The sequence below is a fragment of the Actinospineispora eucalypti genome (assembly GCF_039543365.1).
Taxonomy (GTDB): Bacteria; Actinomycetota; Actinomycetes; order Mycobacteriales; family Pseudonocardiaceae; genus Pseudonocardia; species Pseudonocardia eucalypti.
In genome coordinates this window covers 91,588-113,380 of sequence record NZ_BAABJP010000036.1, presented here as the reverse complement: position 1 = coordinate 113,380, position 21,793 = coordinate 91,588, and the positions used below count along the sequence as shown (strand labels likewise).

At 72.1% G+C, this 21,793-nt stretch carries 20 protein-coding genes; 6 read left to right on the top strand and 14 right to left on the bottom strand.

What is annotated here, in order from left to right:
* Window positions 1-46 precede the first annotated feature (46 nt).
* The 12 genes from ABEB12_RS28805 to ABEB12_RS28750 all read right to left on the bottom strand — a co-directional run bounded on the left by ABEB12_RS28805 (window position 47) and on the right by ABEB12_RS28750 (window position 14,144).
* Window positions 47-1,141, bottom strand: a complete 1,095-nt coding sequence (locus tag ABEB12_RS28805; protein ID WP_185060501.1) for an AIR synthase related protein — start codon at window positions 1,139-1,141, stop codon at window positions 47-49.
* Window positions 1,138-1,857, bottom strand: coding sequence for a hypothetical protein (locus tag ABEB12_RS28800; protein WP_185060502.1), 720 nt, complete (start codon window positions 1,855-1,857; stop codon window positions 1,138-1,140). Before ABEB12_RS28800 ends, ABEB12_RS28805 begins: the two co-directional genes overlap by 4 nt.
* Window positions 1,802-3,157 (bottom strand): helix-turn-helix domain-containing protein, encoded by a 1,356-nt coding sequence (locus ABEB12_RS28795; protein WP_345703227.1) that lies wholly within the window; start codon window positions 3,155-3,157, stop codon window positions 1,802-1,804. Before ABEB12_RS28795 ends, ABEB12_RS28800 begins: the two co-directional genes overlap by 56 nt.
* Window positions 3,158-4,027: 870 nt before the next feature.
* Window positions 4,028-4,765 (bottom strand): zf-HC2 domain-containing protein, encoded by a 738-nt coding sequence (locus ABEB12_RS28790; RefSeq protein WP_185060504.1) that lies wholly within the window; start codon window positions 4,763-4,765, stop codon window positions 4,028-4,030.
* A 10-nt stretch (window positions 4,766-4,775) separates the two neighbouring features.
* The gene (locus ABEB12_RS28785; RefSeq protein ID WP_345703237.1) at window positions 4,776-5,351 is read right to left on the bottom strand and encodes a sigma-70 family RNA polymerase sigma factor; all 576 of its coding nucleotides are present in this window, start codon (window positions 5,349-5,351) and stop codon (window positions 4,776-4,778) included.
* A 34-nt stretch (window positions 5,352-5,385) separates the two neighbouring features.
* On the bottom strand, window positions 5,386-6,744 hold the full coding sequence (locus ABEB12_RS28780; protein ID WP_221497663.1) for a PepSY domain-containing protein: 1,359 nt from the start codon (window positions 6,742-6,744) through the stop codon (window positions 5,386-5,388).
* A 36-nt stretch (window positions 6,745-6,780) separates the two neighbouring features.
* Window positions 6,781-7,479 (bottom strand): DUF5134 domain-containing protein, encoded by a 699-nt coding sequence (locus ABEB12_RS28775; RefSeq protein WP_185060506.1) that lies wholly within the window; start codon window positions 7,477-7,479, stop codon window positions 6,781-6,783.
* Between the two features lie 14 nt (window positions 7,480-7,493).
* Entirely contained in the window at window positions 7,494-9,284 is a 1,791-nt protein-coding gene (locus ABEB12_RS28770; protein ID WP_185060507.1) for a cytochrome c oxidase assembly protein, read from the bottom strand.
* Window positions 9,281-11,611 carry a heavy metal translocating P-type ATPase gene (locus ABEB12_RS28765; RefSeq protein WP_345703226.1) on the bottom strand — a complete coding sequence of 777 codons (2,331 nt, stop codon included), beginning with the start codon at window positions 11,609-11,611 and terminating at the stop codon, window positions 9,281-9,283. Before ABEB12_RS28765 ends, ABEB12_RS28770 begins: the two co-directional genes overlap by 4 nt.
* Window positions 11,608-12,396 (bottom strand): cytochrome c oxidase assembly protein, encoded by a 789-nt coding sequence (locus tag ABEB12_RS28760; RefSeq protein WP_185060508.1) that lies wholly within the window; start codon window positions 12,394-12,396, stop codon window positions 11,608-11,610. The genes ABEB12_RS28765 and ABEB12_RS28760 overlap by 4 nt, the downstream gene beginning before the upstream one ends.
* A gap of 71 nt (window positions 12,397-12,467) precedes the next feature.
* Window positions 12,468-13,190 carry a hypothetical protein gene (locus tag ABEB12_RS28755; RefSeq protein WP_185060509.1) on the bottom strand — a complete coding sequence of 241 codons (723 nt, stop codon included), beginning with the start codon at window positions 13,188-13,190 and terminating at the stop codon, window positions 12,468-12,470.
* A 129-nt stretch (window positions 13,191-13,319) separates the two neighbouring features.
* A complete protein-coding gene (locus ABEB12_RS28750; protein WP_185060510.1) occupies window positions 13,320-14,144 on the bottom strand; it encodes an oxygenase MpaB family protein in 825 nt (274 codons plus the stop codon).
* A gap of 74 nt (window positions 14,145-14,218) precedes the next feature.
* On the opposite strand from ABEB12_RS28750, the gene ABEB12_RS28745 reads away from it, so the two are divergent.
* Window positions 14,219-14,863, top strand: coding sequence for a TetR/AcrR family transcriptional regulator (locus ABEB12_RS28745; protein WP_185060511.1), 645 nt, complete (start codon window positions 14,219-14,221; stop codon window positions 14,861-14,863).
* Here the strand turns inward: ABEB12_RS28745 and ABEB12_RS28740 are convergent.
* Window positions 14,820-16,055: an FAD-dependent monooxygenase gene (locus tag ABEB12_RS28740; protein WP_185060512.1), complete on the bottom strand. Its 1,236-nt coding sequence runs from the start codon at window positions 16,053-16,055 to the stop codon at window positions 14,820-14,822. The two genes, ABEB12_RS28745 and ABEB12_RS28740, sit on opposite strands and share 44 nt — an antisense overlap.
* A gap of 53 nt (window positions 16,056-16,108) precedes the next feature.
* On the opposite strand from ABEB12_RS28740, the gene ABEB12_RS28735 reads away from it, so the two are divergent.
* The 4 genes from ABEB12_RS28735 to ABEB12_RS28720 are packed head-to-tail and all read left to right on the top strand — an operon-like array spanning window position 16,109 to window position 19,917.
* Window positions 16,109-16,696 (top strand): PadR family transcriptional regulator, encoded by a 588-nt coding sequence (locus tag ABEB12_RS28735; protein ID WP_345703225.1) that lies wholly within the window; start codon window positions 16,109-16,111, stop codon window positions 16,694-16,696.
* Window positions 16,693-17,628 (top strand): deoxyribose-phosphate aldolase, encoded by a 936-nt coding sequence (gene deoC, locus ABEB12_RS28730; RefSeq protein ID WP_185060513.1) that lies wholly within the window; start codon window positions 16,693-16,695, stop codon window positions 17,626-17,628. The genes ABEB12_RS28735 and deoC overlap by 4 nt, the downstream gene beginning before the upstream one ends.
* Window positions 17,625-19,058 (top strand): aldehyde dehydrogenase family protein, encoded by a 1,434-nt coding sequence (locus tag ABEB12_RS28725; protein ID WP_185060514.1) that lies wholly within the window; start codon window positions 17,625-17,627, stop codon window positions 19,056-19,058. Before deoC ends, ABEB12_RS28725 begins: the two co-directional genes overlap by 4 nt.
* Window positions 19,051-19,917, top strand: a complete 867-nt coding sequence (locus ABEB12_RS28720) for an aldehyde dehydrogenase family protein (RefSeq protein WP_345703224.1) — start codon at window positions 19,051-19,053, stop codon at window positions 19,915-19,917. Before ABEB12_RS28725 ends, ABEB12_RS28720 begins: the two co-directional genes overlap by 8 nt.
* Before the next feature lie 37 nt (window positions 19,918-19,954).
* On the opposite strand, the gene ABEB12_RS28715 is transcribed toward ABEB12_RS28720, so the two are convergent.
* Window positions 19,955-21,130 (bottom strand): alpha/beta fold hydrolase, encoded by a 1,176-nt coding sequence (locus ABEB12_RS28715; protein ID WP_185060515.1) that lies wholly within the window; start codon window positions 21,128-21,130, stop codon window positions 19,955-19,957.
* An 82-nt stretch (window positions 21,131-21,212) separates the two neighbouring features.
* Between ABEB12_RS28715 and ABEB12_RS28710 the strand changes: the two genes are divergently transcribed.
* Entirely contained in the window at window positions 21,213-21,788 is a 576-nt protein-coding gene (locus ABEB12_RS28710) for an ABATE domain-containing protein (RefSeq protein ID WP_185060516.1), read from the top strand.
* The last annotated feature ends 5 nt before the right edge of the window (window positions 21,789-21,793 follow it).

The window sequence follows — 21,793 nt, the reverse complement described above, 5'->3', positions numbered from 1 at the left end:
TGGAGCATGATCGAGCCGGCGACCAGCGAAGCCGCCGGCGGCTAGCTCAGTTCCGTGTTCGTGCCCGCAGCTGTCGAAGTCGCGCCTCGATCCCGTCGCCCCGCCATGATGTGTCGGAAAAGCGCTCCTGATCCACACCGTTCCATGACTCAAATTGTCCGTCATCATCTGTCAACCACAATTGGGTGGTCGCCTGGGTCAGGAATCCGATATCACGTGCGGGCAGTTTCGCGTCGTCCAGTAGTTCGAGAGCGGCGGCGGCATCTTCCTCGGCGACGGCCACTACCAAAGACCAATCGCCCCAGATCTGTCCGAGTCCGAATGGTTCAACTTCGGCTTGACGGCAGACCTCCATGAGCACCTCGTCGAGCTGGATTCCCCGAGACACAATCGCGCCGAGAGCGTTGGTATGGCATAGGTTGCGAACGCTGGCGAAAAGGCCGTCCGAGACATCGGTGGCGGCTCGTGCCAGCCCGTGTTCGGCGAGCATGCGCCCGGCTTTCAGCTGGGCAACGGGCTCGCGGGCTTTGGCGTAGACCGTCTCCCGATCTTCACCGATCTCCGCGTAGCCGTGGTAGAGCAAGGCGGCGGCCCAGAGATAGCCGGGGGAACCGATGAGGAGAAGGCGATCGCTGTGGCCCGCCCCGCGTCGGCTCAGACGAGTGGCAACGGAGCCAGCCGGGGTAAGCCGAGGCGGACAATGCCCGACAGCGGTCGCGCACAACCGAAGCTCACTGCCTTCCCCGAGATCGCCGCCGACCACCCGCGTGCCATGTGTGGCGGCGCAAGCGTCGACACCATCCATAATTCGAACCAGGTTGCTGACCGGGGTTTCCCTGGGCAGCGTGTAGTTCACGACCAGGGCGTCCGGCTCCGCCCCCGCCGCGGCGAGGTCGGAGAGGTTCATTGTTGCCAGTAGCCAGCCGGTGTGGACGAGATCGTCCATCCCGAGACTCGCGACCAGAGCGCGCGAGCACGAGTCCGTGGTGATGACGTGCTCGGACCCGAACGGCGCGCAGTCGTCACCGAAGCCGGACACCGAGCGGTAGCGCGGTTCGAGGACATCTTTCACGATTCGGCGTTCACCAAGATCGCTGAGCCGGCGTAGCGCAAGGTCAACGTCTTTGGTCGGCGTGCTCATCGCGATAGTTCCTCCGCGGCGAGACGGCTGTTTACCTCCGTGATCAGGCGACGGACTTCCTGGCCCTCCATCGGATTGGTGGTCTCGTTCGGCAATGGCGTCCCGAGCGGGCGGTAGACGAGCGTTGCGGAGCTTGTGTGTGGCCCTTGGACGAGAAGCGTGGCGACGAGATCTCGTCCCAGCGGTTTGACGGTATGAACCGTCCTGGTCTGAGTGATGTAACGATCGCCCTCCGTCAGGACATAGCTGCCGGCATCGCACAGTTGCGCGCACCCGTCGGTGACGAGTTGCCGGCCGTCATAGATGTAACGCGTATGCGCTACACCGATCGCTGCCTCTCGCTGCTCGCTGATCGCCAGCCCGTCTCCGGTGAGGACGGTCGATGCGAAGGACCAGCGGTGGCTATGTGGGTCGGACTCGCCTAGGCGCTCGTCGCCGGCCGGCCATATATGAAGACGGATTCGAACGTGCGCGGTGTTGTATAGCACCAATTTCGCGAATCCGTTGACATGCCAGTACGACGCTCGCGCTACTTGCGCACGTTGCGTGGAGTCGTTGGCAATCCAGCTCAGCCAGGCACTCAATGCCTGCCGATCGGCGAGCAATTCCTCCAGCCCGTTGGACAGTTCCGCTGTCTTACGCGGGGCGTTGCGCGACCAGTTACTGAGCAGGTGCTGTGGCAGGTGGTTGGGTAGGACCACCGTGGGTGCGGACACCGCTTTCTCCGCTCTCGGGATTCTCGGGGTGGTGGGGAGAGGGGAACCCGGCGAACGCCGCGGATCGGAGAGCGACAATGGCGTCGTGGTTTATCCACACGGCCAGGCGCCCGTCGTGCTTCCATACCCACAGTCGTTCGGTCGGGACGTAAGACGACCAGAGGGTCGCTAGAGCTGCTGCCAGGCGTTGATGATCTACAGGCGCGTCGGTAAGGGCGCGCACGACATGCGCGGATGTGAAGTGGTCCACCGGCACATCCCACGCTCGATGCTCGGGGTCGGCGCGGAGGATCTCTGTCACCCCGTCGTCGTTGCGGTTCGTGGCCAGCCACTCCATTGCCTCGGCGATCGCGTCGGCAACTTCCGGTCTGTCGAGCGAGGCTGACACGCTGCGCAGGGCAACAATCGCGCGAGCCGTATGCGCGGCGGACGGTTCGACCAGGTCGGGCTCCTGGTCCCCGATCGATGCCCATGCCCGCGTCCCCCGAAAGTCGATCCTGGCCGCCAACAGACGATGCACCAACTCTTCGACCAGCGGTGAACCTGGCCGGATCTGGGCGACGTTTTCCAGGACCGTGCTCAGTACAAAGGGACGGTTCTGATCCTCCGGCGTGATCAAGTCGGTCAATCGGGTCCAGGCTTCGTCCAGGTCAGCGCCTCCATCCCCGATCCGGTGCAAGGTGGCAAGGACGACGGCGGTGACTTCGGGCCTCGGCAGATCAATCGTCCGATTCGACCAACCACCATGGCGCTGCCGTCGGCCCAGCGTTCGCGCCATCGCGGACAGATCAACGTCAGCGCGATCGAGAAGCAGCAACGCGCGCACGCCCAGCGCTGTGCTCCACGGGGTCGGCCGCCCGCCCGGACCGAGTTCGTGCGCCCATCCCAGACAGCTCGGATCATCCGGGTCGTGAACGACGCCCTCGACGAGCCGGTCCGCGACGCCGTCGAACACCCCAGCAAGGGTCGGTCCTTGAGCGGGCGGATGCGCAGGTGAGCCCGCCACGGGTCCGGCCCGGGCCGGACCGCGAAGCGCGACCAGCGCGCCACCGGCGCCAAGGTACTCGTCAAGTTGCTGAAGCTTGGCAACCGATGGCAGAAACCGGCCACTCTCCCACTGCGCCACGGTGGGCCGTCGCACGTCGAGCACCTCAGCCACAGCCTTCTGGCTGACCCCCTTCAGCGCGCGCAACCGCCGCAGCTCGGCCGGGATCCGCTCTGCGGCCCTGATCCCTACCTCTTCCCCTACCCTACGTGGGTAGGGGACAATCCCACGCGTAGGTATGTCAGGTTCGGTCATGGTAGGCACCCGTTACGTAGGGGTTGTCATGAGCGCTAACCGGAACGCTACCGCATTCCCGTCGAGAAGCGTTCGCGACCCGCCTACGCATCATCTGAACTGCGAGTACGACTCTCCGAACAGCCACCCGATCGTGGGCCGCGCTGTGCCCGAGGCTGCACCGGCCCACGATCGGCACCGTTGCGGAAGCTCGCCTTCTCCCTACCTCTTCCTACCCTACGAAGTCAGCCTGTCGCTTTTGCTCAACCGGTCGCACCACGACCAGCAGCGTGCACGGACCCACCTCGCGCGACGAACCGCCCGGGCCTGGGCTACCCACCGATCACCGAAACCGCTGGATGCCTCGACACACCCTGTCAGGGTCACAGCGGCCCAACCCGGAGGTGCGTGATGGCGCTCGACAACCTGCCCCGCGGCTGGCCCGGGCCTGATGGCTCCGAGGACGTCGATCACTGGCGAATCCGCGAGATTCGACAGCTGTGGCGCGAGGCCTGCGAGGTTTCCGAGGTATGCCAGTGGATCCCCACCGTGAGTGGCTGGACCCGGGCCATCCCGGCAATCGGCCAAGTGACCTTGGGCCATCCCACCGTCATGATCGTTCAGCTACGAACCGGCCAACGGCCCGAGCATCTCCAAGCGGCGGCACCCCAGATCGCCCGCGATATGCACCTCGGCGAGGTACGGGTGACTCCCATTCGGGAACGCTGGGTTCGCGTCGAACTACTCGCCGTGCCCAAACCGCCTACCCGGCTGCTACCTCCGACCCGGCCCACCACCCTCCGACGCGGACCCAGCGGAGCCTGGACGAAGCGTCTGCACCCATGGCGGCTACGGAAACCCGAGCAGCCGAGTTGACCCCGCCGCCCCCAACTAAGCGGCCTGGTGTCGGGCGGCCGGGTCGGGGCGCCGTTTGCCGAGGGTAAACGTCGGTCCCTCCGACGCGATCCCGAGTGTCGGCTCCGGCGGGTTCACGCCGTGCCTGGTCGGTGCTGGCCGGCGGTCGGGGGCCGAGGTGGTCACGATCAGCGCGATCAGGCCCAGGCCGGCGAGCACCAGCAGGTGGGCGACCACCCGTCCGGCGTGCACGTTCCCGCTGGCCAGGTCCAGCGCGCTGACCACGGCCAGCAGCAGCGCGAAGCATCCCAGCGCCGGCAGCAACCCGGCCAGGTGCCGGATCCACACCGCGCCGACCACGAAGCTCACGCCGAGCGCCAGGTTCCACGCCGAGGACTCGTTGGCCAGGTGCGCCATGTCCGCGCCGAGCAGGGCCGGCCCGGTGCCGTGGTGGGCGTGCTCGGCGGGCAGCAGGAAGGCGAGGGCGGCGAGCACGGTCTGGGTGATGCCCACGCCGGCCAGTGCCCACCGGGCGGCCGCGTGCAGCACCCGGCGCCGCGCGGACGGCGGTTTGGGCAGCTCGGCCAGCAGTTGGGCCATGCGGTCGTCGTCCAGGCCCGGGGCCGGGTCGGCCAGCTCGGTGCGCAGCAGGCGGTTGATCTCGGCGGCGGAGGCGTACCAGCGCGCGCAGTCCGGGCATTCGGCCAGGTGGGCGCGCGCCGCCGACAGGTCGGCCGAGGGATCGACCTCGCCGTCGAGGTCGGCGGAGAGCAACTCGCGGCAGCTAGGACAGCCCATGTCCATCAAGTCGGTTGCGCTGTTCGGTTGGTTCCCGCTCGGCCAGGTAGCCGATCAGATCGCCCCGTGCCCGGGCCACCCGGGACCGGATGGTGCCGATCGGGCAGCCACAGACCTCGGCCGCCTCGTGGTAGCTCAGGCCCAGGGTCTGGGTGAGCAGGAAGGCCAGCCGCCGGTCCGGGTCCAGCTGGGCGAGCACCGCCCGCAGCGCCACGGCCTCGGCCACGTCCCTTCCCGGGGCCTGGGTTGCGCTGGCCTCCTCGACCGTGACGTCCGGGTCGATGCGCGGGCGGGACCGCGCGGCGCGCAGATGGTCGGCGGCGACCCGGCGGCCGATGGAGAGCAGCCAGGCGCGCACCGACGACTCGGCGCGGAACCCGGGCAGCGCGCGGAACGCCCGCGCGTAGGTCTCCTGGGTGAGGTCCTCGGCCACCGTGCGGTCGGACAGCGCCACCAGCATCCGCCACACCTGTTGCTGGGTGTGCCGGACGAACAGCGTGGCGGCCTGCCGGTCGCCGTGGCGGGCGCGCAGCGCCAGCTCGGTGAGCGAGGCGTCGTCGATCACGCGCTAGACCTTACGCGGCGGGTCCGACAGGTTACGAGGGTGCCGTTGCCCACTCCCGCCTGCCGCGCAGCGCGTCGACGAGCAGGAACAGCAGCAGCGACGCGCCGAAAACCGGCAGGAAGAACCCGATGAGCACGGCCGCCGCGCCTACCGTGACCAGCGCGCTCATGCTGGCCGGCGGGTCGGTGTTGGCCGGCCGGCGCCGCCACCACATCCGGAAGCCCCAGACGATCATGCTGAGCTGGCCGACCGCGACCAGGGCGAGCGCGATCTGGTTGGCCAGTCCGAACAGGATCCCCATGTGCGCGTCGATGCCCCAGCGGGCCAGCTTGGCGGCCAGCGGCCAGTCGGCGAACCGCAGCTGGTCCACCACGGTGCCGGTGGCCGGGTCGATGGCCAGCGAGTCCTGCTTGGACGGCCAGGAGCGCTGGTTCTGCTGTACCACCCAGGCCTTGCCCGGCTTGCTCGGTGGGGTGATCTCCACCGGGTCGGTCAGCCCGTGTGCCCGGGCCACCCCGAGCACCCGCTCGGCGGTGGCCGGTACGTCCGGCGGGGTCGGGGCGGCCGGGGTGGCCAGCGTGGTGTGCACCGACGGGGTGGTCCAGCTCAGCTCGGTGCGCAGCGTGTCCACGTTGGTCCCGGCGAACTTCGACCAGGTCAACCCGGTGGCGGAGAGGAAGAGCAGCACCAGCGCCACCCACACGCCGACCGAGCCGTGCCAGGAGCGCAGCCGCACCCGGCCGCTGGCGCCGAAGTCCGGGGCGATCACCCGGCGCAGCTTGCGGTCCCGCCGGCGGCGGAGCAGCCAGATGCCCAGCCCGCTGAGCGTCAGCACCCACAGCCAGCTGGCGGCCAGCTCGGAGTAGACCCGGCCGACCTCGCCGAGCATCAGCGTGCGGTGCAGCTCGTCGAACCAGGCGCGCACCGGCAGCCACTCCCCGTAGGTCACCAGGGTGCCCAGCGGGCGCGCGGTGTACGGGTCGACGAACACCGTGCGCGTCCAGGTGTCGGGCAGGTCGGGCGCGGCGAAGGTGACCCGGGTGCTGCCGTCCGGCGCGGCGGCCGGCCGGATCTCACTGATCCGTCCGCCCGGGATCTGTGGCAGCGCCGACGCGACCTGCTGGGACAGCGGCAGCGGGGCGCCGCCCGGCGGCACGGTGACCCGCAGCTGCTCGCGGTGCACCAGCGGCTCGAGCTGCGGGGTGAGCGTGTACAGCAGGCCGGTGAACGCGGCCACGAACAGGAACGGCGCGACCAGCAGCCCGGCGCGGAAGTGCACCCGGCGCAGCAGCGGCTGCAGCTCGAGCCGCCACCAGCGGCGCAGGCCGGTGGCCCGGGTCGTCTCCGGCTTCTGCTCCAGCGTGGGCGGGGGGAGGGTGGTGTCGGACACGGTGGCTCCTCGCGGGTCGAGCGGGGTCAGAGCGGGTCAGAGCATGGTCAGGAACATGACGGCCATGCCGAGGCTCATCCCCAGGTGGCAGACCGCATCGGCGCGCGGGCCGAGCAGGCGGAGGGTTCGGGGGCGGGTCGCCACCGAGGTGCCGCCCGGAGCCCCGACCAGCACGAGGCTCCGGCGCTCGTCGTCTCCGGGCTCGCCGTCCCGGGAAGCGGTCAGCGCGCGGCGCGTCCAGAACAGGCCGGACGCGGCGAGGGCGACGATGAACAGAACGGTCAGCCAGAACGCCCACCCGGGGGTCGGCGCGCTCGGCGCCGGCACCGCCTCGGCGGTCTCGGCGGCGCCGCCGTGGTGGTGCCCGCCGCCCCCGGCCGAACCGGTGCCGCCACCCATCAGCAGCGGCATGCCGGCCACCATCCAGACCATCGCCACCGACATGAGCAGATGCTGTTCGGAAGCCGGACAGCCGGGGTGCGTTGCGCGCCGGTCACCCAGGCGCCGGGCGAGGAAGTACAGGCCGAGCAGGCCGAACAGCACGATCTGGGCCACGTCGCCGGTCGGCCCGCCGTACGCCCAGACCATGGCGATCATCGCCGCGCTCATGACCAGGTGGCCCAACTCGGCGACCTGGTCGCCGTGGTGGGTGGCCACGCCGGCGCGCAGCGACGCCCAGCGTAGCAGCGCGTAGCCGCCGGTCACCGCGAACAGGGCGGTGAGCGCGAAACTCAACCAAAGTGATGGGATCACAAGCGTCCAGTCAGCTCGGCCGCCCTCGGGGTTCCCGAAAGAGTGAATACGTGAGGCTGCTCACACGGCGCGCGCTCGTCGTCCACCGCCCACCGCCGCACCAGAGCGAGCACCGCGAGGATGACCGGCACCTCGCCGAGCACCCAGGACAGCAGTGCGCCGAGGCGCTGGTCGGCCAGCGGGTCGGGCACGAACGGCACGGCCAGCGACCGGTAGAACACCTCGCCGACCGGATGACCCAGACCGAGCAGCCAGGCGGCGAACCCGGCGTGCAGCGCCATCACCGCGAACACCATCACCAGCCGCCCGATCGGCGGCAGCGAGGCGTCCCGGCCCAGCACCACGCGCATCAGGGCCAGCCCGGTGAGGAAGAAGGCGGCGTTCATCACCAGGTGGGCCCAGTGCTCCTGCTGCCAGGCCTCGAACAGGCCGGTCGGGTAGACGCCGAACAGCGTGCCGGCCACCGCCAGCCAGGCCACCAGCGGATGCCCGGCCAGCCGGACCGTCCGGGCGTCCAGCAGCGCGCGCAGCCGGTCCGCCGTCGTTGGTCTGCTCGCCCGCCGCGCGAGCGTGCCGCCGTGCCCGAGCACCAGCAGCGCCGGGGCCAGCCCGGCCAGCAGCATGTGTTGCCCCATGTGCACGCTGAACACCCCGGGCGCGTAGCGGCCGACCCCGGAGGAGGTGGCGACCAGCAGCACCGCACAGCCGGAGAGCCAGGCCAGCGTGTAGCGCCTCGGCCAGGGCTCGCGGCGCCGGCGCAGCCGGCGCACCCCGGCCACGTAGAGCACCGCCGCCACCACGGCCAGCGAGCCGAACACCAGGTCCGGCCGCCAGCGCAGCGCCAGATCGGCCCAGGTCATGCGGTCGGGCAGGTCATAACCGACCAGGTAGACGTGCTTGCTGGCCTGGTAGCCCTGGTCCGCCGGTGCGGCCACCCTGGTCAGCGCGGTGTGCACGCACAGCAGCGCGAGTGAAAATGCCGGCAGAGCCAGGCTCTGCGTCAACTTGTGCCGCGGTCGGGGGAGGGCGGTCACGGCGGTCAGAGCGAGCAGGACCAGGCCGGCCAGGGTGAGTTGGCCGTACCCGGTGTCGAGCAGTTTCCCGGCCGGTACCGCGTAGGCGGCCGCCACCACCGCCCCCGCCGTCGCCACCGGCAGGCACCAGCGGGCCCGGTGCCCGGCCAGCGCGGCGCCCAGGAGGAAGACCAGCGCGAGCGTCTGCGCAGCCAGGGCGTCGCCGGCGATGTCGTGCGAGCGCTGCGCGTTGGTGGTGGCGGTGAGCGCCGCGCAGAGCGGCCCGCCCAGCGCGACCAGCAGCAACCCGACCGCCGCGCGCCAGGTCAGCACCCAGCCGGCCGCGCCGGCCACCCCGGCGGCGACCAGCGCGCAGAGCAGCCACCCGGTGGCCGGTTCGATGTAGCGCACGCCGACGAACAGCGTGGACAGGGTGACGGAGCCGCTGTTCTCCGCCACGGTCAGCCCGGCCACCGCCAGCGACGCGCCGGCCTGGACCAGCGACCAGCGGCGCACCTCGGTCAGCCCGGCGTACCCGGCGGGGGAGAGCAACCCGTCGCGCCCGGCCGGCGCGCGCACCGCCGCCAGCAGCCACCCCACCGCGAACGCGCAGGCGCCCAGCGCGAGCACCCGCATGGCCGGCAGCCCGGCGTCCACCACCGTCCCGGACGGCGGCAGCCCGTAGCCCTCGGCCGGGCTCGGCGCGAACCCGCCGAGCAGCCCGCCGGTCAGCGCCGCCGCGCCGACCAGACCGATCACCAGCCCCCGGTTCACGACACGCGCGGGCGGAAGCCGCGCAACCGCAGGCTGTGCGACACCACGAACACCGAGGACAGGGCCATCGCGGCCGCCGCGACCAGCGGGCTGACCAGGCCGGCCATCGCCAGCGGCAGCGCGGCCACGTTGTAGCCGAACGCCCAGGCCAGGTTCACCCTGATGGTGCGGTGGGTGCGCCGGGCCAGCTGCACCGCCTCGGCCACCACCAGCAGGTCCTCCCGGGCCAGCACGATGTCCGCCGCCTCGATCGCCACATCGGTGCCCCGGCCGATGGCCAGGCCGAGGTCGGCGCTGGCCAGCGCGGCGGCGTCGTTCACGCCATCACCCACCATGGCCACCGAGTGCCCCTCGGCCCGCAGCCGCCGCAACACCGCCACCTTGTCCTCCGGCAGGCACTCGGCGACCACCTCGTCGATGCCGACCGCCTCGGCCACCGCGTGCGCGGTCCCCGCGTTGTCCCCGGTGACCAGCACCGGGTGCAGGCCGAGCGCCCGCAGCGCGGCCACCGCGTCCGGGGCGCCGGGGCGCAGGGTGTCGGCCACCGCGAGCAGCCCGAGCACCCCGCCGGCTCGGGCTACGAACACCACGGTGGCCCCACCCCGCTCCCGGTCCAGCCGCTCCGCCTCCAGCTCGGCCGGTACCGGGATGCCCCGCTCGCGCATCAGCCGCGCCCGCCCGACCAGTACCGGCCGGCCGGCCACCACCCCCGAGGCGCCGAGGCCCGGCAGCGCGACGAAGTCGGCCACCTCGGTCAGCCCGCGCGGCTCGGCGGGCCCGCCCAGCTCGGAATGCGCCGCCGAGGTGCGCCCGTGCGGCTCGGATCGTGCCGCCGCGACGATCGGGGCGGCGACCGGGTGCTCCGAGGCGGCCTCCACCGCGCCGGCCGCCGCGAGCAGCTCCGCCCGGGTCACGCCTTCGGCCGGCCGGGCGGCGACCAGGCTCATCCGGCCCTCGGTGAGGGTGCCGGTCTTGTCCAGCAGCACGGTGTCCACCGCCCGGGTGGCCTCCAGCGCGGCCGGCCCCTTGATGAACACCCCGAGCTGCGCGCCCCGGCCGGTGCCCACCAGCAGCGCGGTCGGGGTGGCCAGGCCCAGCGCGCACGGGCAGGCCACCACCAGCACCGCCACCCCGACGGTCAGCGCCTGCTCCACCGGCTGCCCGGCAACCAGCCAGCCCAGCGCGGTACCGGCGGCCAGCAGCAGCACCACCGGCACGAACACCGAGGAGATCCGGTCGGCCAGCCGCTGCGCGCCGGCCTTGCCGCGTTGCGCGTCCCGCACCAGGCGGACCATCCGGGCCAGCTGAGCGTCCGCGCCCACTCGGACCGCGCGCAGCCGCAGCCGCCCGCCGATGTTCACCGAGCCGCCGGCCACCTCGTCCCCGGGGCCGACCTCGCGCGGCATCGGCTCGCCGGTGAGGGTGCTCACGTCCACCGCCGAGCGGCCCTCCTCGACGACCGCGTCCGCCGCGATCCGCTCGCCCGGCCGGACCTGGAAGACGTCGTCGACCAGCAGTTCGGCCACCGGCACGCGGTGCGCCTCGCCGTCGCGGCGCACCAGCGCATCCTTGGCGCCCAGCGCCAGCAGCGCCCGCATGGCGGCGCCGGCCGACCGCTTGGCCCGGGCCTCGAAGTACCGCCCGGCCAGCACGAACGTGGTGACGCCGGCCGCCACGTCCAGGTAGAGCGCGTGACTGCCGCCCGCGCCGAGCGAAAGCCCCTGGCCCAGCCCGGGCGCCACCGGCGCCGCCCGGAACAGGCTGTCCGCGATCACCCACAGCGACCAGGTCGAGGAGGCCAGCACGCCGCCGGACACCAGCGTGTCCATGGACGTCCGGCCGTGCCGCGCCCCGGCCAGCGCCGCCCGGTGGAACGGCAGCGCGCTCCACCCCATCACCGGCGCGGCCAGCAGCAGGCACACCCACTGCCAGCCGGGGAAGCGCAGTTCGGGGAACAGGGACAGGGCCAGCGAGAGGTCGCACAGCGGCACCGCCAGCACCGCCGCCACGGCCAGCCGGCGCCGCAGGTCGGTGACCCGGCGGTGCTGCTCGCCCTCGTCGGTGCCGGGGGCGTCGTCGTCCAGGTCGTCCACCCGGCGGGCGCGGTAGCCGGCCCGGTGCACCGCCTCGATCAGCTCGCGCGGGTCGGTGTCCGCCGGACAGCTCACCTCGGCCCGTTCGGTGGCGTAGTTGACCTCGGCGCGCACGCCGTCGAGCTTGTTCAGCCGGCGTTCCACCCGGGCCGCGCAGGCGGCGCAGGTCATGCCGCCGACGGCGATCTCGAACCGGCGCGTCGGGATTGGGGTGATGGTGCTCAGCGGGGTCACCTTCGCCTTTCGGGGAACTTTCCGGGGAGCGGTGCGGGGGCCTGGCCGGCCAGCGCGGCCAGCCGGGCGTTGTAGGCGGCCAGCGCGGCCTCGTCCTGGTCGACGTCCTGGTCGACGTCCTGGTCGACGCCGTGCTCGGCCGCGCCGCCGGGGCCGAGCAGGGCGTCCCGCCGGGCGGACTCGAGCCAGCGGCCGAGGCCCTGGTCGTCCGGCGCGGCCCGGCTCCACCGGACGCCGACGACGATCATGAGCAGCATCATCAGCAGGTCGCCGCCGAACCACATGATCGCGCCGGCGGCCTGCTGGTCGGCCAGCACGTCGGCGCCGCCGTAACCCGGGGCGAGCGGGGTGCGGCTGAGCATCAGCACCAGCCCGGTGAGCGTGTCCGCGCCCATGCCGGCGGCGAGCAGCAGGAACCGCAGCAGGTGGGGCAACCCGGGGCGCAGGTCCACCAGCGGCCGGAAGTACCACCAGCCCACCACCAGGTACAACGCCAGCTCGCCGGCGCGCACCCAGCCGCTGGCCAGTGACGCCTGCTGGAACCCGGTGAGGTGGGTGAGTACCACCGTGGCGGTGTAGCCGGCCAGGGCCACGACCGGCCCGCCCGGCGACCGGTGCGGCAGCGGCGGGCGCGCCCAGACCAGGAGCACCGGCACCAGCATGATCAGGGCCAGGTGGCGCACCATGTGCACCCAGAACAGCCGCTCGGAGTACTCGCCGACCGGGCCGACCAGGGTGCCGAGCAGCAGCGCGAGGGCCAGCGACCCGCACAACCACCTGGCCACGTGCTCACTCCCGCCGACTGGAACCCCTGCCGGTTACGGAGTCGGGCGGCCGAGCGGGCGGGTTCCCGGTGTCACCCGTCGGGGGGAACCGGCAGCGCGGGCGCGACCCGGGCCGAGCCGATGCCTCGGTCGGGTTTGCCCAGCCGGAACCGCACCCGGCCCTTCAGCACGGTGCCGTTCTGCGCCTGCCCGCCGACCGGCGGTTCGCCGGGGAACAGGGTGAACGTCCAGCGTTCGTTCCGCTCGCAGTCCGGCGGGGTGGCGCCGCACTGCAGCACCCGCGCGCCCCACAGCTGGCGGAGCATCCAGCGCCGGGTGTCGGTGCCGAGCACGGTGAACTCCTCCGCCGGCGCCTTCACCACCCGCCGGTGGCTGCCCAGCGCCGGGCCGTAGGCGCCGGTCACCGTGGCCACCATGGTCCACGGCGCCCCACTTGGCACCCCGGCGGTACCGGCGGGCAGCGCTTCGGCCAACACGTCCTCGTTCGGCTCGCCGAGCTGGTCGCGCCGGGCCGCCCCGGGCAGCGGGCCCCGGGTGTCCAACCGGGCCGGGTCCGGGACCAGCAGCACGCCCCAGCGCACCTCCTCGGCGAACCGCGCGCCGGCGAAGTGCGCGCGCAGCGCGGCCACCGCGCGCTCCGCGTCCGCCCAGTGAGCCTCGGAGAACGCGTCGCGCAGGTACTCCCTGGTTGGCGCGGGCAGACCCACCCGGGCCACCAGTTCAACAATCGACGCGCACCCCGCCCATCCGGACCTGGCCAGCGCAGCGATCTGCTCATCCTTGAAGTCACCCATCGCGGCCTGAGGCTAGCGATTTTGATCGACATCATCACCACGTACGTTCTACCCGCCAGTAACGGCACTGGTGATGATGTCGATCAAGGAAAATCCGCGAAACCGCGGCTAGCGGCCGGCCCCGACAGCTCAGACCAGCGCGCGGCCGGTGCGGATCCGCCAGCGCAGGTCCACCAGCAGGGCGTTGAACGGGAAGGCGCGCAGCACCGGCGGCGACAGCCGGACCAGCACGCCCAGCGCCGCCATCATCGACTCGAACACCCGCTGCCGGCGGTCGTCCCAGTCCAGGTGCATCTGCTCGCGGAACCGGGGCGGCAGGTAGCCGGTGGTGACGAACCGGTGGAACCGGCGGAAGGCCAGCTGCACCACCACCGGCATGTTGCGCAGGTCCACCAGTTGGGTGAGATAGCCGCGCACGGTGTCGTCGATGTCGATCCGGTCCAGGCTTTCCTTCCAGTAGCGCTCGAACGCGTCGAGGTCGGCCGGCCAGCGGTCGGCGGGCACCTGCAGGGTGGTGCCGAACACGGCGGACCGGCGGTAGATCTCCGCCCACTGCCCGGGGGTGAGCCGGATCCGCATCAGCCGGCAGTTGTCCTCGAACCCCCGGTACAGGCAGGCGGCCACCCACAGCTGCAGGTCCGGGTCGAACGCGTTGTAGGCGACCGGGCTGTTCTGGTCCGACCGGACCTGCGCGTGCGAGCGGTTCACCGCCCGCCGGTAGGCCTTGCGCTCATCGTCGCTGCCCAGCGTGGCCACCGCCAGGTAGGTGAGGGTGGTGCGGGCGCGCTTGATCGGGTGTTTGAACACGTTGCCCGACTCGACCTTGCTCTCCACCACGCCGTAGCCCACCCCGGGCCGGCCCAGCTGCATGATCACGTTGGCCGCGCCGGCCATGAGCCCGGCGCCGATGGCGATCTCCCGCAGATCCAGCTCCGGCGTGGTGGACGTGGTCATGGCCCCGCTCCAATCTGCTCACACCTGTTAGCTGATATGGAAGCTCTTGGCGGCGCAGATGTCAAGATGGCGGGGTGAGCGGCCAGACCAGGGCGTACGGCGGGGTGGACGGCGACGAGCGGCGAGCCCGCCGGCGGGAGAGGCTGATCGAGGCCGGCCTGGACCTGCTCAGCTCGGAGCAGGGCGAGGCGGCGCTGACCGTGCGCAGCGTGTGTGCCCGGTCCGGCCTGGCCGCCCGGTACTTCTACGAGAGCTTCGGCGACCGGACCGAGCTGGCGCTGGCGGTGTACGACCACGTGGTCGGGGAGATCGCCACCACCACCGCGGCCGCGGTCGCCGCCGGCCCGCGCGACGCCCGGGCCCGCACCCGGGCCGGCCTGGCCAACATCGTCCGGGTCATCGTGGACGACCCCCGGCGCGGCCGGCTGCTGTTCTCCACCGCCTTCCTGAGCGCCCCGCTGGCCCGCCGCCGGCTGGAGTCCGGGCAGCTGTTCTGCGGGCTGCTGGCCGGCCACACCAAGGCGTTCTTCGGCGTGGTCGGGGACGGCCGGCTGGACCTGGCCACCCAGTTCGCGGTGGGCGGGCTGGCCCAGGCGCTCACCGCGTGGCTGCACGGGCACCTGGAGCTGGACCCGGAGCCGCTGGTCGACCACTGCACCGACCTGTTCGTCGCCCTCATGTCCCAGGCACTGGTGTCCCGGGAGCCGCCGGAGCGGTGACCGGGGTCGCCCAGTCGATGCGGTGCTGGTGGATCCACGCGTCCGGCCGGTTGGTCGCCCGGTCCATCCGGTGCAGCACCAGCGGCAGCGCCAGGTCGCGCAGCACCCGGCCGACCGGGCCGACCGCCTTCTGGTCGCCGTTGCGCTTGCCCTGCGCGACCACCCGCTCCACCCGGTCCCGCCGCAGCCGTTCGAACTCGGCGAACGCCGCCGGGACGTCGGGCAGGTCGTGCAGGCACTTGCCCAGCGTGACCGCGTCCTCGCAGGCCATCGAGGCGCCCTGGCCGGACGAGGGCGAGGCGGCGTGCGCCGCGTCGCCGATGATGACCATGCGGTCGGTGTGCCAGGTGGGCACCGACGGCAGGTCGTGGGTCGGCCACGGCGGGATCACCTCGGGGGTGGCCTTGATGATGTCCACCGCCGGCCCGGCGTCCTCGGCGAACAGCGCGATCAGCCGGGCCTTCCACCGCTCCGGGGTGATCGCGGCCAGCTCGGCCCGGCCGGGCTCCTCGGCGGCCGGCGGGTTGGCGAACCACCAGACCTGCCCGTTCGGGTGCTGGAAATGGGCGAAGAAGCAGCGCTTGCCGAACATCATCGTGCAGCTCCCCGGCGGGGCCAGCTCGGGCAGGCCGTGCGCGTAGCCGCCGGTGTTGAGCAGCCCCAGGTAGCGCGGCTCCGGTGCTCGCGGGTCGATGACCGTCCGGGTGCGCGAGTGCAGCCCGTCGGCGCCGATCAGCAGGTCCCCCTCGGCCGCCGAGCCGTCGGCGAACTCGGCCCGCACGCCGTGCGCCGTTCGTTCCGCGCCGGCCAGCCGCTTGCCGTACTCCACCCGCACGCCCCGGCGCAGCGCCTCTTCGCGCAGTGACCGGTAGAGGTCGCCCCGGCGCAGCGTCTGGCAGACCGTGCCGTCGGCCAGCTCGCCGCCCTGGGGGATCTCCCCGAGGCGCCGGCCGGTGCCGTTGACGAAGGCGATCCGGGGCGTGGCGAACCCGTGTTCCCGGACCAGTTTGTGCAGGTCCAGGGCGCGCAGCGCGGCGATGCCGTTGACCGCCAGGGACAGGTACGCGCCGACGCCGTCGGCGGTGCGGTCGTAGGCCTCGAACACCGTGGCGTCCATGCCCGCGTCGCGCAGCGCGATCGCCGTCACCGTCCCGGCGATCCCGCCGCCAATGATCAACGCGTGATTAGTCATTTCATGACTATACATGTGATGGCTATTCGCGGCCAGTGCTCTAGGCTGGGTGCATGTCGCCGTTGGGGATGGTGGTCCTCGCGTTGTTGCTGGAGGCACCGGCCCACGCGTACCGGATCCAGCAGCTGATCAAGGAGCGGCACAAGGACGAAGTGGTCAACGTGGCCCAGCGCAACAGCGTCTACCAGGCCATCGACCGGCTCCGCCGGGCGGAGTTGATCACTGTGCGGGACACCGAGCGGGAGGGCGCCCGCCCCGAGCGGACGGTCTACGAGATCACCGAGGCGGGCGAGGAAGCGGTGCTGGCCTGGCTGCGTGACCGGCTGGCCACGCCGGCGCGGGAGTTTCCGGCGTTCCCCGCCGCGCTGGCCTTCCTGCCGCTGCTGTCCCAGGCCGACGTCATCGACCGGTTGGCCGAGCGGGAGCGGGAGCTGGCCGGGGCGGTGCACGGGAAGGGCGCCCAGCTCGCCGGCCCCGGGCTGCCGCCGAGGCTGTTCCTGGTGGAGGGGGAGTACCAGTTGCGCATGTTGGCCGCCGAGCTGGACTGGGTACGCGAGCTGCTGGCCGACCTGCGGTCCGGCGCGCTGAGCTGGGACGCCGAGGCGCTGCGGGCGTTCATGGCGAAGGAGGCGGGGGTATGAGCCTGGCCGAGGAGCTGACCAGGGACGAGACGACGCTGCGCCGGTTCCTGCACGGGCTGCCCGGGGTGGACGCCGTCGGGCTGGAGCAGCGGGCGGCCACGCTGGCCACCCGCAGCATCAAGAAGGACAGCAAGCTACACGCGATCGACACCGCGATCGGCATGGTCGACCTGACCACGCTTGAGGGCGCGGACACCGAGGGCAAGGTGCGGACCCTGGCCGCCAAGGCCCGCCGGCCCGACCCCGAGCACCCCGAGGTGCCCCCGGTGGCCGCCGTCTGCGTCTACCCCGACCTAGTGGCAACGGCCGTGAAGGAACTGTCCGGTACCGGGGTGGGAGTGGCCAGCGTGGCCACCGCGTTCCCCTCGGGGCGGGCGCCGCTGGAGGTGAAGCTGGCCGACGTGCGCGCCGCCGTGGCCGCCGGGGCGACCGAGATCGACATGGTGATCGACCGGGGCGCGTTCCTCTCCGGCCGCTACGGCCTGGTGTTCGAGGAGATCGTGGCGGTGAAGGAGGCCTGCGGAGCGGCGCACCTGAAGGTGATCCTGGAGACCGGCGAGCTGGCCACCTACGACAACGTGCGGCGGGCGTCCTGGCTGGCCCTGCTGGGGGGCGGGGACTTCATCAAGACGTCCACCGGCAAGGTGAGCCCGGCGGCCACGTTGCCGGTCACCCACGTGATGCTGCGCGCGGTCCGGGACTGGCACGAGCGGACCGGCGAGGCGCGCGGGGTGAAGGCGGCCGGCGGCATCCGCACCACCAAGGACGCGATCCGTTACCTGGTCGCGGTGCGCGAGGTGGCGGGCGAGCGCTGGTTGGCCCCGGAGCTGTTCCGGTTCGGCGCGTCCGGGCTGCTCAACGACCTGCTCATGCAGCGCCGCACCCAAACCGAAGGCCACTACAGCGGCCCCTCGTATGTGACGGTGGATTGATGACCTGGGATTACGCCCCGGCGCCGGAGAGCCGGGAGATCGCCAACCTGAAGCCGAGCTACCGGATGTTCGTGGACGGGGAGTTCACCGACGGCGCCGGCGAGCCGTTGAAGTCGGTCAACCCGGCCACCGAGGAGACCCTCGCCGAGGTGAGTACGGCCTCCGCCGCCGACGTGGACGCGGCGGTGGCCGCGGCCCGCCGGGCCTACGAGGGCGTGTGGGGGCCGATGCCCGGGGCCGAGCGGGCGAAGTACCTGTTCCGGATCGCCCGCATGGTGGCCGAGCGGTCCCGCGAGCTGGCCGTACTGGAGACGCTGGACAACGGCAAGCCGATCCGCGAGTCCCGGGACGTGGACGTCCCGACCGCCTCGGCGCACCTGTTCTACCACGCCGGCTGGGCGGACAAGCTGGGCTACGCGGGCCTCGGCCCGGCGCCCAGGCCACTCGGTGTGGCCGGCCAGGTCATCCCGTGGAACTTCCCGCTGCTGATGGCCGCCTGGAAGATCGCGCCCGCGCTGGCCTGCGGGAACACCGTGGTGCTCAAGCCGGCGGAGACCACCCCGCTCACCGCGCTGGTGCTCGCCGAGATCATCCAGCAGGCCGAGCTCCCGCCCGGCGTGGTGAACATCCTGCCCGGCGCCGGCGACGTCGGGGAGGCGCTGGTGAACCACCCCGGCGTGGACAAGGTGGCGTTCACCGGCTCCACCGAGGTCGGCAAGCGGATCCAGGCCTCGCTGGCCGGCACCGGCCGGCGGCTGACCCTGGAGCTGGGCGGCAAGGCGGCCAACCTGGTCTTCGAGGACGCGCCGCTGGATGAGGCAATTGAGGGCATCGTCAACGGGATCTTCTTCAACCAGGGTCACGTGTGCTGCGCCGGCTCGCGGCTGCTGGTGCAGGAGTCGGTGGCCACGGAGGTGCTCGACCGGCTGCGGGCCCGGGTGGAAACCCTGCGCGTAGGCGACCCACTGGACAAGAACACCGACGTCGGGGCGATCAACTCGGCCGCCCAGCTGAGCCGGATCCGCGAGCTCACCGAGGCCGGCGAGGCGGAGGGCGCGCACCGGTGGAGCAGCTCGTGCCCGCTGCCCGACCGGGGCTTCTTCTTCCCGCCGACGGTGTTCGACGGGGTGACCCAGGCGATGCGCATCGCCCGGGAGGAGATCTTCGGGCCGGTGCTTTCCGTGCTCACCTTCCGCACCCCGGAGGAGGCCGTGGCCAAGGCCAACAACACCCCGTACGGGCTGTCCGCCGGGATCTGGACGACTCAGGGTTCGCGAACCCTGTGGCTGGCCCAGCGCATGCGCGCCGGGGTGGTGTGGGCAAATACGTTCAACCGGTTCGACCCGGCGGCTCCGTTCGGCGGCTACCGCGAGTCGGGCTTCGGCCGGGAAGGCGGCCGGACCGGTTTGGAGGCCTACCTCAGTGCCTGATCAAAAGCGGGTGACCGTGGCCAAGACCTACAAGCTCTACTCCGGCGGGGCGTTTCCCCGCTCCGAGTCCGGGCGGACCTACCGGGTGGCCGACAAGAAGGGGAAGTTCCTGGCCAACGCGGCGAAGGCGTCCCGCAAGGATCTGCGGGACGCGGTGGTCGCGGCGCGCAAGGCGTTCCCCGGCTGGTCCGGCGCCACGGCCTACAACCGCGGCCAGGTGCTGTACCGGGTCGCCGAGATGGCGGAGGGCCGCCGCGACCAGCTGGCCGCCGAGGTGTCCGCCGCCGAGGGACTCTCCGCGCGGGCCGCGTCTTCGCTGGTGGACGCCGCCATCGACCGCTGGGTCTGGTTCGCCGGCTGGACCGACAAGATCGCCACCGTGCTCGGCGCGGCCAACCCGGTGGCCGGTCCCTACTTCAGCTTCACCGTGCCGGAACCGACCGGGGTGGTGGGCGTGCTGGCCCCCGCCGGGGACAGCCTGCTCGGCCTGACCAGCGTGCTCGCGCCGGTGCTGGCCGGCGGCAACACCGCCGTCCTGGTCGCCTCCCGGGACCGCCCGCTGCCCGCGATCGCCCTGGCCGAGGTGTTCGCCACTTCGGACCTGCCCGCCGGCGTGGCCAACATCCTCACCGGCGACCCGGCCGAGCTGGCCCCGTGGCTGGCCTCCCACGGCGACGTGGACGCCCTGGACCTGACCGGCGCCGACCCCGCCCAGCGCACCGACCTGGAGCGCGCCGCCGCCGGCACGGTGAAGCGCGTGCTCCCGGCCGGCCCGGACGACTGGCGCGCCGAGCCGGACATCCGCCGCCTGCGCGCCTTCCAGGAGGCCAAGACCGTCTGGCACCCCACCGGCGTCTAGGAGCAAGCCGCGCCCGAGTCCCGGCAGCCGGCCGCGTTCACCGGCTGGCGGCCAGCACTGCCCCGATGCCTTCCCGCAGGTCCTTGACGAAGTACCCGGGAACCTCCAGCGACGGGAAATGTCCCCCGGTCTCGGGCGTCCTCCAGCGGACGATCTGCCGGAACCGCTCCTGGGCCCAGGGGTGCGGACACTTCTCGATGTCGCGGGGATACACGCTGATCGCCGACGGGACGTCGACCCGGAGTTCGGGGTCGAGCGAGTTGTGGCTCTCGTAGTAGATGCGCGCCGCCGATGCGCCGGTCCGGGTCAGCCAGTACAGGGTGACGTCGTCGAGGACGCGGTCTCGGGAGATCGTCTCGAACGGGCTGTCCTCGGTGTCCGACCACTCGGCGAACTTGTCGAGGATCCAGGCGAGAAGCCCGACCGGTGAGTCGACGAGCGAGTAGCCGATGGTCTGCGGCCGGGCCGCCTGCTGCTTCGCGTACGCCGCGCGCCGGCCGCCCCAGAACTGGCGGGTTTCCTCGGTCCACCGGCGTTCGGCCGCCGTCAGCCCGTCCGTGGACAACCCGGGCGGTGCCTGCGGGGTCAATGTGTGGATGCCCAGAACATGCTCCGGGAACCGGCCGCCGAGGACCGTGGTGATCACACCTCCCCAGTCGCCGCCGTGGGCGGCGAACCTGCCGTAGCCGAGCCGGCCCATCAGCTCCACCCACGCGGCCGCGATCTTTTCGATTCCCCACCCGGTGGTGGCCGGCTTGTCGCTGTAACCGAAGCCCGGCAGCGACGGGACCACGACGTGGAACGCCGGCGCGTCGGCATCTTCCGGATCCGCCAGCTCGTCCACCACGTCGACGAACTCGGCAATGCTGCCCGGCCAGCCGTGGGTCAGGATCAGCGGAGTGGCATCCGCGCACGCGGACCGGCGGTGCAGGAAGTGGATTCCCAGATCGTCGATGGTCGTGCGGAACTGGCCGATGCGGTTGAGGCGCTCCTCGAACGACCGCCAGTCGTACCCGGTGCGCCAGTAGTCCACGACGTCGACGAGGTCGGCGAGCGGAACGCCCTGTTCCCACCGGCGAGGGCCGGGCGCGGCGCGGTGGACCGTCTCGGCCTCCGGTAGCCGCGCCGCGGCCAGCCGCGCGCGCAGATCAGCGAGGTCGGCGTCGGTCGCGTGGGCTTCAAATGCTTGCACGTCGCTGGTCGGACGGGACATGGGACCTCCTGGCCATAGTTGAACCGGCTAAGACGGTTCTAACATGACGCCGGCTCGCCGGGCAACCGGCTAAGGTGGTTCCATGCGTACTGGGTTCCCCGACTTCCGCCTCGGTAGCGTGCTGGCGACCAGCTTCACCGGGACGCTGTCGGAGCGGCGTGGCAACCCGGTGGAGCGCATTCCCACGCCGCAACGGCTCATCGACTGGCTGGCGGAGTACGGCCTGGCCGTGGACTCCTGCACCACTGCCCAGCTCGAACTCGCCCGGGAGCTGAGGGAGTCGATTCACGCCGCCGCGACGGCGGCCGCGATCCAGGACGCCCTGCCCGCCGCTGCTGTCCAGGTCATCAATGACCGCAGCGCCCAGGGTCGGGCGGCGGCGATCCTGACGCCCGAAGGGGAGCGGCAATGGCGGCTCGGCTCGGCTTCCCGCGTGGAAGACGCCCTCAGCGTGATCGCCGCCGACGCGATCAGCATCATCGCGGGCGAACGGGACGGAAAGCTGGCCCTCTGTGCATCACCGACCTGCCGGGCCGCCTTCTTCGACACCAGCCAGAGCCGCACCCGCCGATGGTGTGACATGAACACCTGCGGGAATCGTCAGAAGAAGGCCCGTTTCAACGCCAACCGGCGCAAAAACCCCGGATCAGCGGGGTGATCTCG

Coding starts and splice junctions, on each gene's coding strand:
- ABEB12_RS28805 (WP_185060501.1), bottom strand. CDS start 1,141: ATGAGCACGCCGACCAAAGACGTTGACCTTGCGCTACGCCGGCTCAGC.
- ABEB12_RS28795 (WP_345703227.1), bottom strand. CDS start 3,157: ATGACCGAACCTGACATACCTACGCGTGGGATTGTCCCCTACCCACGT.
- ABEB12_RS28755 (WP_185060509.1), bottom strand. CDS start 13,190: ATGGGTGACTTCAAGGATGAGCAGATCGCTGCGCTGGCCAGGTCCGGA.
- ABEB12_RS28750 (WP_185060510.1), bottom strand. CDS start 14,144: ATGACCACGTCCACCACGCCGGAGCTGGATCTGCGGGAGATCGCCATC.
- ABEB12_RS28740 (WP_185060512.1), bottom strand. CDS start 16,055: ATGACTAATCACGCGTTGATCATTGGCGGCGGGATCGCCGGGACGGTG.
- ABEB12_RS28735 (WP_345703225.1), top strand. CDS start 16,109: ATGTCGCCGTTGGGGATGGTGGTCCTCGCGTTGTTGCTGGAGGCACCG.
- deoC (WP_185060513.1), top strand. CDS start 16,693: ATGAGCCTGGCCGAGGAGCTGACCAGGGACGAGACGACGCTGCGCCGG.
- ABEB12_RS28715 (WP_185060515.1), bottom strand. CDS start 21,130: ATGTCCCGTCCGACCAGCGACGTGCAAGCATTTGAAGCCCACGCGACC.
- ABEB12_RS28710 (WP_185060516.1), top strand. CDS start 21,213: ATGCGTACTGGGTTCCCCGACTTCCGCCTCGGTAGCGTGCTGGCGACC.